Raw genomic sequence first — 12,521 nt, 5'->3', positions numbered from 1 at the left:
ACGGGGCGCTCTGGCCGTAGCGGGCGTCCGCCTTGATGTCGTCGATCCGCAGCACTTGCCCGCCAGAGAAGGTCGGCCCGAAGACCGCGGTGTGCTGAGGCTGCGGGAAGGCCGAGAAGGCCTCGCGCGGCGCACCCGACAGCGTATAGAGCTGGAGCGGCTTTCCCTCGCGGACCGTGTTGTAGAAGAACGCGCCGAACCTGGCGCCGGAAAGCTCGGTCGCGGCATCGGTGACGGTCTGGACGATCTCTTCAAGGTCCAGCTTCGCAGCCAGCATCGTGCCCGTGCGGTTGATGATCTCGAGCGTCCGACGCTCTTCTTCCAGCGCTTGGACGGCGTCGAGTTCGGCCTGGATATCGCGCACCTCGAGCACCGTGCCCACCACGGCGCCCTTCTTGCGGACAGGGCTCGCCGTGTACTCGACGGGATAGAAGTGGCCATCCTTGTGAATGAACTGCTCGCGGCCGCGCTCGCGGTTGTTTTCGGGGAAGGCCCGGTCGATCGGGCATTCGGCGAGCGGATAGGCAGAACCGTCGGGTCGGGTGTGGTGGATCACGTCGTGCAGCGCCTTGCCCTGCACCTCTTCAAGCTCAAAGCCGGTCAGTTCGCGCGCCGCCGGGTTCATGTAGATGCAGTGCTGCGCCTCGTCGAGGATGAACATCGCCCCGCTGGCATTGTCGCAGAGCGCCTCCAGCAGGTTGCGCTCGGACAGCTGGGTTTGTTCTTTCTCGTCCGGTGCTTCCATGCTGTCTCCCTCGGTGGTCTCTTCTGGACAAGATGGAACGCGCAGATCTGAGGTCACGCGATCCCGACGTGCTGGATGTGATTATAACGGAGTGTGACCATACTGAACCGGATCGGTTTGCCGGAGGCGGCCTCGACAAGTCAACCGGGACGTCACCATTCGACAGAACCTTACGCCGCGTCATCCACGGGAACACCCAAGGACCCGTGGCGCCTGTTTGACCGTTGGTGATTGTCACGACTGGGTAAAGGCCGCAGGCTGCGCCGCAACGATCGTCGGTCCGGCCGGCGCCGAAACAACAGGGGAAGCCATCGATGAAGACGTTTCTGACCGCGGCCGCGTTCTTCGCGGTGTCGCTCGTCGTCTCGGGGTTCGTGTATGAGCAGATCGAATACACGGCCACGGAAGCCTATTCGCGCGATACCGCCCGCGTCGGGCACGACAACCCAGTCGACGGGCGACTGGGTTGGAGCCCCGATCTCGAGGAAGAATAGCCTCAGGTCGGATTGGCCCCGTCCGTGGCAGGCGGGGTGCCCTGCTCTACCGGGGTCGAGCCGTTTTCGACCTGGGCCTTGTACCAGCCGTGATGGTGCTCGATCGCCCAGTTCTCGTCGACCTTGCCACGGCCGATCGCGTCGAAGGCGCCCTCCATCCCCAGCGTGCCGATATAGATGTGGCACAGGATGACGGCGATCATGACGACTGCGCTGAGGCTATGGATGACGTGGCCGATCTGCATTCCGCTGACGCCCGTGAAGTAGAACGGCGCCATCAGGAAATAGCCCGAGATCGCGAGCGTGGTGCCGCCCAGGATGACGCTCCAGAAGATGATCTTTTGACCGGCATTGAAGCGGGCGGTTTCGGGGTGGAACGATCCGGTCCGCTCGAACATCCCGCCCGCTTTCTTGATCCAGAGCCAGTCGGCTCGCGACGGGATGTTGTCCTTGATCCACACCGCCAGCATCAGCACGAGCCCGATCACGAACGGAATGGCCGACCAGTTGTGCAAGGATTTCGCCGCGGTCGCGAGGGGCGTGTAGGTGTAGTGCCCGAGGATCGGGATCAACAGGTATCGCCCGAAGGTCACGGTCAGCCCCGTCAGCGCCAGCGTCAGAAAGCTGATCGCGGTGGTCCAGTGGGCGAAGCGTTCGATCGACCCGAAGCGCGGCACCCAGCGGCCCGAACGTCCGGATTCCAGCTTGATCGTCCCGCGCCACAGGTAGAAGCCGCCCAGCAATGCAATGGTCAGCAGGATGACGGTCATGGCGGTGTAGTAGAGGCCCTGGATGCGGAAGGCGCGCCATGTGCGGCCCTCGGGCTGGACAAGGACGCCCAGCTTGTCGTCCGGGATCGTGACCCGCCCCACGACCTGGTCGTCGTAGGGCTCGTAAAGCTCGACAAGGCTGCCGGGCGTGTTCTGCTCGAGGCCCGGCGAAACGGGGATGTTGATGTCCTCGCCTCCGCCGACGCCGACCTCCTCTTGCGCCAGAAGCGCCGTCGGGGCGAGCAGGAGAAGGACCAGGGGAAGAACGTAACGCATCAGACCCGCTCCCCTTCGATGGCGATTTGCGGGGTGAACGTGTCGGCCTGCTCGGCCCCGTAGGCGACCGACCAGCCCCAGGCGCCCGAGCCATAGCCGCGCCGGATCACCCGCTCGCGGTAGATCTCTCCGATGACCTCCTGATCACCGGCCATCAACGCGCGGGTCGAGCACATCTCGGCACAGAGCGGCAGCTTGCCTTCGGCCATGCGGTTGGTGCCGTAGAGGATGAACTCTTCGACGCTGTTGTCCTGCTCGGGACCGCCAGCGCAGAAGGTGCACTTGTCCATCTTGCCGCGGCCACCGAAATTCGTCGCCTGCGGATATTGCGGTGCGCCGAAGGGACAGGCGTAGAAGCAGTAGCCGCAGCCGATGCAGAGCTCTTTCGAGTGCAGGACGATTCCGTCCTCGGTCGGATAGAAGCAGTCCGTCGGACAGACCGCGGCACACGGCGGGTCCACGCAGTGCATACAGGCCATCGAGACCGAGCGTTCGCCCGGTTGGCCGTCCTGCAGCGTCACCACGCGCCGCCGGTTGATCCCCCAAGGAACTTCGTGCTCGTTCTTGCAGGCGGTGACGCAGGCATTGCATTCGATGCAGCGCTCGGAATCACAGAGAAACGTCATTTTTGCCATTTTCCGGCTCCTCAGGCTTTTTCCACGCGGCAAAGCGTTGCTTTGGTTTCCTGCATGCCCGTCACCGGATCATACCCGTAGGTCGTTATCCCGTTCGCCGGCTCGCCCAGCACGATCGGGTCTGCGCCCGCGGGATACCTGTCGCGCAGGCTCTCGCCCTGCCAGTGACCACTGAAGTGGAACGGCAGGAACACGACGCCCGGCCCGACCCGCTCGGTCACCAGCGCGCGCACCTTGGCGCGACCCTCTTCCGCGCCATAGACCCAGACGTCGTCGCCATCCTCGATCCCGAGGCGCTCTGCGTCGCCGACGTTGATCTCGGCGAACATCGACTGCTGCAACTCGGCCAGCCAGGGGTTCGACCGCGTCTCTTCTCCGCCGCCCTCGTATTCGACGAGGCGCCCCGAGGTGTAGATGAAGGGATACTGTTCCGAGACATTCGCTTCGCGCGCCGCCAACTGCACCGTCCGGTTGAGGATCGGCAGGCGGAACTCGTGCATGTCGTCGTAGTTCGGGAACTCGTCGATCAACTCGGGAGAAGGGGTGTAGACCGGCTCGCGGTGGGTGGGCACGGGGTCCGGCAGGTTCCAGGCTACCGCGCGGGCCTTGGCGTTACCGTAGGGCAGGCATCCGTGCGAGATCGCGACGCGCATGATCCCCATCGACAGGTCCGTGGCCCACGATACCTCGTCGAGATTGTCGCCGCCGATCTCTTCGATCACCGCACGCTCGGCATCGGTCAGCTCGCTGTCCCAGCCGAGCTTGCGCAGCACGGCCATCGTGAACTCGGGATAGCCGTCTTCGATGTCGGAGCCGACGGAGTAGCTGCTCTCGGCCAGAAGCGTCTCGCCGTCGCGTTCGACACCGAAGCGGGCGCGGAAGGTGCCGCCGCCCTCCATGACGTGCTTCGAGGTGTCGTAAAGGACCGGGCTGCCGGGGTGCTGCCATTCGGGATAGCCCCAGCACGGCCAGGGCAGGCCGTAATACTCGCCTTCGAGCGGCCCCTCCGTCGCCTGCATGGTGATGCGGTCGAAGGTGTGCTGGTACTTCATGTGAAGCTTCAACCGCTCGGGCGAAGCCCCTGTATATCCAGTGGAGAGACAACTGCGGTTGATCTCGCGCGTGATGTCTTCGGCCACCGGATTGATGCCGTCGACGGCGATGTGCTTGAACAGCTCGTCCGCGAAGCCGAGCTTCTGCGCCAGCAGGTACATGATCGTGTTGTCGGGCTTGGACTCGAAGATCGGATCGACGATCTTCTGTCCCCATTGGATCGACCGGTTCGAGGCGACGCGGCTTCCGTCCGTTTCGAACTGGGTGCAGGAAGGCAGGATGTAGCTGTTGTTCTGCCGCTGGCGCACGGCTGCAAAGCTCGTCGGGTGCGGATCGACGATGACCAGCAGGTCGAGCGCCTCAAGCCCCTTCAGCATGTCCGGCATCCGGCTGACGGTATTGCCGCCGTGGCCCATGACGACCATGCCCCGCGTTGGGTAGGGCTGCTCGATCTCGTCCGGTTCGGCCAGAACACCGTCGAACCAGCGGGTTGTCGGAATCCCCTTCTGCTGCATCAGGACCGTCTTTTCCTCGACGGTCATGTCGGGCAGGCCGAAGCGGTCGCGCAGGTACTCGTATTCGACGTCCCACGCCCGTGCGAAGTGGCGCCATGCCCCTTCGGCAAGACCGTAGTAGGACGGCAGCGTCGTCACATCGAGGCCCATGTCCGTTGCCCCCTGCACGTTCGTGTGGCCGCGATAGATGTTCGCGCCGCCACCCGGAACGCCGATGTTGCCCAGGGCAAGCTGCAGGATGGAGAAGGCGCGCACGTTGGCGGTGCCCACGGTCTTCTGCGTCGCGCCCATGCACCAGATCAGCGTGGCGGGGCTGTTTTCGACCATCTGCTGCGCCACGAGGCGGAGCTGGTCACCCGGCGCACCGCTGACCTTTTCGACCACCTCGGGCGTCCACTTGGCGACCTCGGCGCGAATTTCGTCCATGCCATAGACGCGCTGGGCGATGTACTCCTTGTTCTCCCACCCGTTCTCGAAGATGTGCCACAGGATGCCCCAGACCACGGGGATATCTGACCCGGGCCGGATGCGGACGTAGTTCGTGGCATGCGCGGCGGTGCGGGTGAAGCGCGGGTCGATGACGATGAACGGCGCGCGATTGCGCTCTTTCCCGCGCAGCATGTGCTGCATGGCGACGGGGTGCGCCTCGGCCGGGTTGCCGCCGATGATGACAAGGCATTTCGAGTGCTGGATGTCGTTGTACGAGTTCGTCATCGCGCCGTAGCCCCAGGTGTTGGCCACACCCGCGACGGTCGTCGAGTGGCAGATCCGCGCCTGGTGGTCGACGTTGTTCGTCCCCCAGAAAGCCGCGAACTTGCGCAGGAGATAGGCGTTCTCGTTCGAGAACTTGGCCGAGCCCAGCCAGAACACGCTGTCCGGGCCGTACTGGTCGCGGATCGACAGAAGCTTGTCGCCGACCTCTTCGATCGCCTGTTCCCAACTGATCCGGGTCCACTCGCCATCGACCAGCTTCAGCGGGTACTTCACCCGCCGCTCGCCCTTCACCAGCTCGCGCACCGAGGCGCCCTTGGCGCAATGCGTGCCCTGGCTGATGGGGCTTTCCCAGCCCGGCTCCTGCTGGACCCACACTCCGTTCTGGACTTCGGCCACGACCGTGCACCCGACCGAGCAGTGCGTGCAGACATTCTTGCGCAGCTCGCGCGGCTCGTCGGCAATCAGCGGGCCGGCTTCGGCCTTGCCGACGAACTCGCCTCCAAGTGTCCCGAGGCCGGCCAGGCCACCGGCCGCAAGGCCCGAATTGCGCAGGAAGGATCGGCGGCTGACCCCCGCGGGGCTTTCAGGCACCAGTGAAGCGGAAAGGCTGGAACGGTTGCCCCGCTTGGCGGTCTTGCGCTTCGTCAGCATCGCGTGTCCCCTCAGAGGCGGTTCAGGAAGTAGAAGCGCTCGATATGCGGCGTGAGCCGGTAGCGCCCCTTGATCTGTTCCGCGGGTGCTTCAGGCTCGGCATTGGCGGTAAGAGCCACGGCAGAGACGCCGACGGCACCCCCTGCCCCGGCCAGCAACAGACGCCGACGCGTCGGATCGACGTCAGAGGTCGTTTTCGGAGGCTTCGGGCGATGATCTGCCATTTTGCGGTCTCCCCTTGTCATTGTTCTGGCCGGCGATCAGTCGACCAGCGCGAATGCGTTATCCTCGATCTCCATCAGCAACCCCCCAAGGGTGCCGACAGGACGGTAGAAGACCGCCGACTTTGCCTCCGTCAGGTCTCGGAAGAAATCCGGCGCCCAGCTCTTGAGACGACGCCTGAAGAAGTCGTGTTGTTCCTGCACCTGCGCAGGTTTTCCGAAACGGCCGTCGATCAGGCCCGCCATCGTCTCGAGCAGCGCAGCGATGTGGTCCTCGGGCTCGACTACGTCGGCGCTGCGCGCGACGCCGAGGCGCGCCATGTCGGCACGCACCTCAACCAGCGGACGGTCCTGCAGAAAACCCGTCAGATAGAACGAGGCGTAGGGCACGAGTTCGCCGCGGTTGAGCCCTATGAAAATGCGGTTGTACTCGCGTTCGGCCTGCCGGGGATCCGTGTCGGCGGCGGCCTGCGCCAGTTCGCCCAGCGCCTGCCCCCACGGTGTCGGATCGCCTCGAACCGACGACAGCTGCCGGAGCAGCGCGGCAGAGGGCGGCCGGATCAACAGGTGCGCGAGAAGGCCATAGCCTTGGGCGCGCGACGCATCGACGTCGTCAACCGTCATGCTGATCCTCCCGTGACTTGTAACGCAGGTCCACCGATAGATGTCATACCTAAGACAGTCGCGCGCGAAGGAAACCGCGACGCGGCACGCGCGTTGGTTTCGGACCGGATTGGAGATTCGTCATGTCACATTACCCCGCCATCGTTCTGTCCGCGCTGCTTGCCACGGCCACTTTCGGCACGACCGGCGCAATGGCGCAGGACGCGGCGAGGGTGATCCAGGAGTCCGAGGTCGAGGGCGATCCGACCGGCAACGGCCCCGACTGGCCCGCGGGACTCGAGGACTGGGACAGTTCGCCCCGCGACGTCGAGGGCGATCCCGACGAGGCGGAGGAACGTGGTCTGCTCTCGCCCGACGTGACCGAGCACAGCGCCGAGGGCCCGACGGAGCAAGGCACGCGAACGACCGAAACGCTTGAGGAAGAGGACGACGAGTCGCTCTACTTCCTGCTCTCGCGGGTCCGAACGAACCCGCCGGGCCTTGACGGGACTCCGATCCCCCGCCCGAACCCGCTGGCGAGCGAGCCGGCGAAGGAGATGGTTCCGGCGCAGCCCGAGGATGTCTCGCTCTTCCGCGACGACTACATCGAATGAATCACCCCTCGGGCTTGTGCTTGGCGAAGTCCTTGGCGGTCAGCGGCATGGGGCGCGCGGGTCCGGCATAGGGATCGAATTTGCTTTCGGAATGGGCGATGACCCGGCAATCGGCGCACATCCTCACACGGTCGATCGTGTTGCGGCCCGCATCGGCGTACATCCAGTGCTTCTCGGTCAGCTTCTCGACCATCCGTTCGACCACGGACTGAATCCCGAAGGCCGTGCCGCAGCGGATGCATTCCGCCGGCTGTTCCTCCATCAGCACCACCGGCTCGCCCGTGCGGCGGGTGAAATCGAACCGCGGGACCAGCGTGATCGCATCTTCGGGGCAGGTCTGGGCACAAAGACTGCATTGCACGCAGGCGTCCTCTGAGAAGGACAGCCGCGGGTGATCGTTTGCATCAAAGAGCGCGCCGTTCGGGCAGACGTTGTAGCATGAGAAACACATCGTGCAGCTGTCGGAATCGACGATGATCGCGCCGAAGGGAGCGCCCTGCGGCAGGGCCACCGCGTCCACCGGCGCGGGTGCGGCGGCGTGAAGCTGGCGCAGGCTCGACTGCATGAGCGCACGCTTGTCGCGGACCGGCAGCACGGATTGCGGCTGCCCAGCCCCCGCCCGCGGGGCCAGCGCATAAAGCGTGTCGCCCAGCGCGTCGGCATCGTCGGTGGCAAGGATCGCGCAGCGCCCGGCCCCGAACCCGAGACCGTCGACGAGGCTCTCGGTCATCCCGAGCACCCCTTCCAGCGCCGCCAGATCCTCTTGCGGCCGGGCGGGCGTCAGCACGCGCACTTCCGACGCGCCACCAGCCATGGCGGCAGCGAAGAATTCGATCCCGAGCTGCGTGACCTCGGACACCTCGAACGGGATCACCCGCGCCGGCAATCCGTCCCCCAGCCGCGCAAGAAGGTCGATCAACATACCGCCGTGCTTCGGGTCGTGGACCAGCAGCACCGGATCGCTCCCGCCGGCCTCGCGATACGTCGACAGCAGGGTCCAAAGCCGCTCGAGCGTCACGTCCGGCCCCGGATGGTCGTAGGTTGCGGCCCCGGTCGGGCAGACCGCGCTGCAATTGCCGCAGCCAGCGCAGATATACGGATCGATCGCCACGTGGTCGCCGTTGGGCGTGATCGCGCCCGTCGGGCAGACGTCGAGGCAGCGCGTGCACCCGGTCTTGCGATTGCGCGAATGGGCACAGAGGTCGGCCTTGAAGTCGATGTAGCGCGGCTTGTCGAACTCGCCGACCAGCTCGCCCGCCTCGAGCACCGCCTCAAGGATCGCGGTGGGATTCCCCGGATCGACCCGCAGGTAGCCGTCGCGCTTGTGTCCGGCCGGAAATAGCGGCGTGCCGCCCGATACGTCGAGGATCACGTCGCATTGAGACACGGCCCCGTCGCGAGCAGTGCCAAAGCGCAGCCGATCGCGCGAGGAGGGGTGAGGTGCGGCAAAGTCATCCACGGTGACCTCGAAGGCACCCAGATGCCCCTTCGCGTTGCGGATCGTGCCGCGCAGCACCGGGAACTCGATGTTCCGCGGCGGCAGCACGTCACCCGGCTCGCTCAGCAGCACGGTGATGTCGAGCTTGTCGGCCAGTCGGGACGCCGCCTCGATCGCGCGCTCGTCCCGGCCGTAGATCAGCGCGACGCCCTCGGACTTCAGCGCAACGCTCGGACCCGGCCGGGGGCGCATCGCCCCTTCGGCCAGAAGGGCGGCGACCTTGGGACCCGCCTGGTCCGCCTCCTTCGACCACCCTGCCCGTTCGCGGATGTTGACAAGGGTCATGTCAACCTCGTCATCGCGCGCGTCCAGCGCCTCCTGGAAGATCGTGCCTTCCTGCGTGCACGCCACCATCAGCCGCTCGCCCGGCTCGAGCGCGTCGAAGCGCGAGAGCTCCGTGCGGCAAAGCTGGTGTGCGACGTCCGGGCGTTCGGCCCCGAACACGCGCGCCAGGGCCTGCCCGTCGAGCGGCATCGTGCCCTCGCAGCTGCAGATGACGCAGGTGCACCCTCCGATCTTCATTCGCCTCTCCAATCCGGTTTGCCGTGCCCCGTCCCCGGGGTATGATGGCCGCCATGACCGCAGCCCGGAACCGCCGCAGCGGTCCGGTGTTGCGGCATGGATGTTCTCTTGTCGGTGACGGAAGTGACTGAACTACTCCTGCCTCCCGCGTTCGAACCCGTCTTCGTCCGGACCGATCCGTTCGCAGCCGCGGTGAGAGACGTAGAGGGAGAACTGGATCAGGGCAATTTCTTTTGGTCCGAGTCCTCTTCGCTCTTCGACGCCGCGCTCGTCCTGGCCCCGGAATTCCCGGTGCCCCGCATGTGGCCCGCGCGTTGTGCCACAATGCTCGCCGTGGCCGAAGCGCTCGGGGCGCTGGGGCCGCCGACCGTCGAGGTCACGTTCTCGTGGCCCGACAGGATCATGGTGAATGGAGCGACCGTGGGAGGCGTGCGCTTGGCCCTGCCGCGGGACGCGGAACCGGAGGCGGTGCCGGACTGGCTGGTGATCGGCCTGACCCTGCGGCTGCGATACCCGGCGGGAACGGCACCGGGCCTGTGGCCCGATCAGACGGCATTGACCGAAGAGGGTTTCGAGGACGCGACGCCCAGGGAGCTGGCCGAGGCCTTCGGGCGCAGCCTGCTCTACTGGCTTCACCAATGGACCGAGGTTGGGCCCGAACGGGTGGCGACACACTGGCTCGCCTATCTCGATCCCGCCGGGACAACGAAGAGCAGCCTCGACCTTGCGACCGGGGATTTGCTACGGTCGGCCTTGGATGGGAACGCTGTTCGTGATCCTCTGCCGCCCGCCGGCGACCCGCCCGGCTGGTCCCTGGACCCTATTGAGGAGACCGCCCGATGATCAAGGACTGGATCCTCGTGGGGGTGGAGGTCGAGCGGCGCCCGGCAAAGAGCAAGTGGCTCGACCACGTGTGGCGCCCGACGGCGCTGCGGCTGCCGGCGCTTGGCCTCGAACCGTGGACGGTGCTTTCGGATGAGCCGGAGAGGTCGCTTTACTACGCGGGCTCGGCCGAGCTTGCGATCCACTCTGCCGATACCAAGGTCTACAAAGACAATGTCGAGGCCGCGGCGCCGTCGGTCTACGCCGTCCTGCGGCGCGCGCCGGGGCCGATCGGCTTCACGCTCTACTGCGTGACCGTCGACCCCACCGAGGCACACGCCCATGCCGATGTGGGCGAGGACCTGGTCGAAGCGCTGCCGATGCCGAAGCCCATCCATGTCTGGCTGTCCCGCTTTGTCGCGCAGCACCACGTCGAGCGGCAGGAGTACAAGCGTAAGCGGGGCAAGAGGACGCCAGATCCGGTCCGCACGGGGAAAGGGATCATCCAGTGAGCGACAAGACCGAGAGCTTCGTCCACCGCTGGTCCCGCCGGGCCCAGCAGGCGCGGCACGAAGAGGCCGCCGAACCGGCGCCACCGGCAGAGCTGCCCGAGGTCGAGCCTGCCCCGCCCCCCGAGCAGCAACAGGACCTGCCCGACATCGAGACGCTGGACGGCACCTCGGACTACACCGCCTTTCTGGGCGCGAACGTGCCGAAGGCCCTGCGTGCGGCGGCGCTTCGCAAAGCCTGGACGAGCGACCCCTCCATCGCGGCGCACCGGCCGCTGGTTGAGTATGACTGGGACTGCAATGCGCCGGGCTACGGGCGGCTGAAGCCGAACGCCCTGAGCGGCAAGCTGACGCGCGACCTGCTCCGCCACTTCCAGCCAAAGGGAGAGGCCCCGGACGAGCCGTCTCCGGTGGTCCGGATTGCCGAAGCCGAGGCGCCGCCGGAGGTGCATGTTGCCGAAGCCGAGGCGCCGCCCGCACCCGCGACGATCGAGGATGCGCCCGAGCCGCCCCCGCAGGCACAAGAGGAAGAGGACAGGCAGGACGTCGACGCCGCAGATGCGCCCGAAATGCCCGCCGAGCACTCCCGCCCCCGGCACGGCGGCGCCCGCCCCGCCTAGGCACGGCGGCGGACAGCCTGGGCTCAGGAACACAGGAACTGGAACAGATGACGGGCGACACCGCGCCCGCGATGGGTGCTTTCGAACGGCGGCTCAGCCTTTGGGTCGCGCTGGCGATGGTGGCGGGGATCGCAATCGGCGAAATTGCCCCCAGCCTCGTCGAGGCCGTCGCCGCGGCAGAGGTCGCGCAGATCAACCTCGTCGTTGCGGTGCTCGTCTGGGCGATGGTCTACCCGATGATGGTCGGAGTCGATTTCGGCGCGGTCGCGGGGGTGGCGAAGCAGCCGAAGGGTCTCTTCGTCACGCTGGCGGTCAACTGGCTGATCAAGCCCTTCACTATGGCGCGCTCGCCGTGCTGTTCTTCGAGGGCATTCTTCGCGCCCTTCATCGCGCCCGAGGACGCGACGCAGTACATCGCTGGCCTGATCCTGCTCGGGGCAGCACCCTGCACTGCGATGGTATTCGTGTGGTCCCAACTGACCCGCGGGGACGAAATCTATACGCTGGTCCAGGTCTCGGTGAACGACCTCATCATGGTCGTGGCCTTTGCGCCCATCGTGGCGTTCCTTCTGGGCGTGACCGAGATCGCGGTGCCGTGGCAGACGCTGGTGCTTGCGACGATCCTCTACGTCGCCCTGCCCCTTGCCGCGGCATGCTCACTCGGCGGATGCTCGGCTCCGAGCCGGATATCGACGCTTTCGCCGCAAGGGTGAAGCCGGCCTCGATCGTCGGCCTGATCGCCACCGTCGCGATCCTGTTCGGCCTGCAGGGCAGCGTGATCCTGAACAGGCCGCTGAGGATCGTGCTGATCGCCGTCCCGATCCTGATCCAGGGCTACGGAATCTTCACTGTGGCCTACGGCGCGGCGTGGTGGCTGCGCGTTCCGCACCGGATCGCGGCACCCTGCGCGCTGATCGGCACGTCGAACTTCTTTGAACTTGCCGTCGCGGTCGCGATCAGCCTCTTCGGCCTGAATTCGGGCGCGGCGCTGGCTACCGTCGTCAGCGTCCTGGTCGAGGTGCCGGTCATGCTGTCGCTCGTCGCCTTCGCAAACCGCACACGCACAAGCTTTTCGCAAGCCTGAGCGCCGCCGCGTGCCCCCGGCGGTTGCGCTTTTGGAGGCCACGGTTTAAGCGGCGGGCGATCGTCTGGACCCGGGTGCGATCCCCGGGTGGCTCTCCCGGCCGCCGATCCGCCGGGGCAACCGTCATAACCTGATAAGCTGACCGGTTCGGCCTTGCTGCCGGCCCGGACAGGAA

At 66.2% G+C, this 12,521-nt stretch carries 12 protein-coding genes, 1 pseudogene and 1 other annotated feature; of the genes and pseudogenes, 6 read left to right on the top strand and 7 right to left on the bottom strand.

Annotated elements, in window-relative coordinates:
- On the bottom strand, positions 1–745 hold a 745-nt coding region (locus ACFDS3_RS09765; protein WP_375262164.1), incomplete at its 3' end, for a PAS domain S-box protein.
- Positions 746–1,059: 314 nt separating this feature from the next.
- Between ACFDS3_RS09765 and ACFDS3_RS09760 the strand changes: the two genes are divergently transcribed.
- A complete protein-coding gene (locus ACFDS3_RS09760; protein WP_375262163.1) occupies positions 1,060–1,239 on the top strand; it encodes a hypothetical protein in 180 nt (59 codons plus the stop codon).
- 2 nt (positions 1,240–1,241) lie between these two features.
- Here ACFDS3_RS09760 and ACFDS3_RS09755 read toward each other — a convergent pair whose 3' ends face one another.
- From ACFDS3_RS09755 to ACFDS3_RS09735, 5 genes are read right to left on the bottom strand one after another with little or no spacing between them, the layout of a single operon-like run.
- Positions 1,242–2,285: a formate dehydrogenase subunit gamma gene (locus ACFDS3_RS09755; RefSeq protein WP_375262162.1), complete on the bottom strand. Its 1,044-nt coding sequence runs from the start codon at positions 2,283–2,285 to the stop codon at positions 1,242–1,244.
- Positions 2,285–2,920, bottom strand: a complete 636-nt coding sequence (gene fdh3B / locus ACFDS3_RS09750; RefSeq protein WP_375262161.1) for a formate dehydrogenase FDH3 subunit beta — start codon at positions 2,918–2,920, stop codon at positions 2,285–2,287. Before fdh3B ends, ACFDS3_RS09755 begins: the two co-directional genes overlap by 1 nt.
- 11 nt (positions 2,921–2,931) lie before the next feature.
- Positions 2,932–5,850, bottom strand: a complete 2,919-nt coding sequence (locus ACFDS3_RS09745; RefSeq protein ID WP_375262165.1) for a formate dehydrogenase subunit alpha — start codon at positions 5,848–5,850, stop codon at positions 2,932–2,934.
- A 14-nt stretch (positions 5,851–5,864) separates the two neighbouring features.
- On the bottom strand, positions 5,865–6,077 hold the full coding sequence (locus ACFDS3_RS09740) for a hypothetical protein (protein WP_375262160.1): 213 nt from the start codon (positions 6,075–6,077) through the stop codon (positions 5,865–5,867).
- 36 nt (positions 6,078–6,113) lie between these two features.
- Positions 6,114–6,698: a molecular chaperone gene (locus ACFDS3_RS09735; RefSeq protein WP_375262159.1), complete on the bottom strand. Its 585-nt coding sequence runs from the start codon at positions 6,696–6,698 to the stop codon at positions 6,114–6,116.
- A 122-nt stretch (positions 6,699–6,820) separates the two neighbouring features.
- On the opposite strand from ACFDS3_RS09735, the gene ACFDS3_RS09730 reads away from it, so the two are divergent.
- Positions 6,821–7,291: a hypothetical protein gene (locus ACFDS3_RS09730; RefSeq protein ID WP_375262158.1), complete on the top strand. Its 471-nt coding sequence runs from the start codon at positions 6,821–6,823 to the stop codon at positions 7,289–7,291.
- A gap of 1 nt (position 7,292) precedes the next feature.
- Here ACFDS3_RS09730 and ACFDS3_RS09725 read toward each other — a convergent pair whose 3' ends face one another.
- The gene (locus tag ACFDS3_RS09725; RefSeq protein WP_375262157.1) at positions 7,293–9,311 is read right to left on the bottom strand and encodes a 4Fe-4S binding protein; all 2,019 of its coding nucleotides are present in this window, start codon (positions 9,309–9,311) and stop codon (positions 7,293–7,295) included.
- A 123-nt stretch (positions 9,312–9,434) separates the two neighbouring features.
- Here ACFDS3_RS09725 and ACFDS3_RS09720 point away from each other — a divergent pair, with 123 nt between their 5' ends.
- From ACFDS3_RS09720 to arsB, 4 genes and pseudogenes are all read left to right on the top strand, one after another.
- On the top strand, positions 9,435–10,154 hold the full coding sequence (locus tag ACFDS3_RS09720) for a biotin/lipoate--protein ligase family protein (protein WP_375262156.1): 720 nt from the start codon (positions 9,435–9,437) through the stop codon (positions 10,152–10,154).
- Positions 10,151–10,645, top strand: a complete 495-nt coding sequence (locus ACFDS3_RS09715) for a DUF3305 domain-containing protein (RefSeq protein ID WP_375262155.1) — start codon at positions 10,151–10,153, stop codon at positions 10,643–10,645. Before ACFDS3_RS09720 ends, ACFDS3_RS09715 begins: the two co-directional genes overlap by 4 nt.
- Positions 10,642–11,262 (top strand): DUF3306 domain-containing protein, encoded by a 621-nt coding sequence (locus ACFDS3_RS09710; protein ID WP_375262154.1) that lies wholly within the window; start codon positions 10,642–10,644, stop codon positions 11,260–11,262. The genes ACFDS3_RS09715 and ACFDS3_RS09710 overlap by 4 nt, the downstream gene beginning before the upstream one ends.
- Positions 11,263–11,333: 71 nt before the next feature.
- Positions 11,334–12,346: pseudogene (arsB, locus tag ACFDS3_RS09705) on the top strand (ACR3 family arsenite efflux transporter).
- Between the two features lie 63 nt (positions 12,347–12,409).
- Positions 12,410–12,467, top strand: a sequence feature (sul1 is cis-regulatory element that is thought to sense ions involved in sulfur or methionine metabolism; They are found in Alphaproteobacteria).
- Positions 12,468–12,521: the final 54 nt, after the last annotated feature.

The sequence above is a fragment of the Palleronia sp. genome (assembly GCF_042089775.1).
GTDB lineage: Bacteria > Pseudomonadota > Alphaproteobacteria > Rhodobacterales > Rhodobacteraceae > Palleronia.
Note: the sequence above shows the minus strand (reverse complement) of the source record. Positions and strands in the feature narration are given on the sequence as shown.

Coding starts and splice junctions, on each gene's coding strand:
- ACFDS3_RS09760 (WP_375262163.1), top strand. CDS start 1,060: ATGAAGACGTTTCTGACCGCGGCCGCGTTCTTCGCGGTGTCGCTCGTC.
- ACFDS3_RS09755 (WP_375262162.1), bottom strand. CDS start 2,285: ATGCGTTACGTTCTTCCCCTGGTCCTTCTCCTGCTCGCCCCGACGGCG.
- fdh3B (WP_375262161.1), bottom strand. CDS start 2,920: ATGGCAAAAATGACGTTTCTCTGTGATTCCGAGCGCTGCATCGAATGC.
- ACFDS3_RS09740 (WP_375262160.1), bottom strand. CDS start 6,077: ATGGCAGATCATCGCCCGAAGCCTCCGAAAACGACCTCTGACGTCGAT.
- ACFDS3_RS09735 (WP_375262159.1), bottom strand. CDS start 6,698: ATGACGGTTGACGACGTCGATGCGTCGCGCGCCCAAGGCTATGGCCTT.
- ACFDS3_RS09730 (WP_375262158.1), top strand. CDS start 6,821: ATGTCACATTACCCCGCCATCGTTCTGTCCGCGCTGCTTGCCACGGCC.
- ACFDS3_RS09725 (WP_375262157.1), bottom strand. CDS start 9,311: ATGAAGATCGGAGGGTGCACCTGCGTCATCTGCAGCTGCGAGGGCACG.
- ACFDS3_RS09715 (WP_375262155.1), top strand. CDS start 10,151: ATGATCAAGGACTGGATCCTCGTGGGGGTGGAGGTCGAGCGGCGCCCG.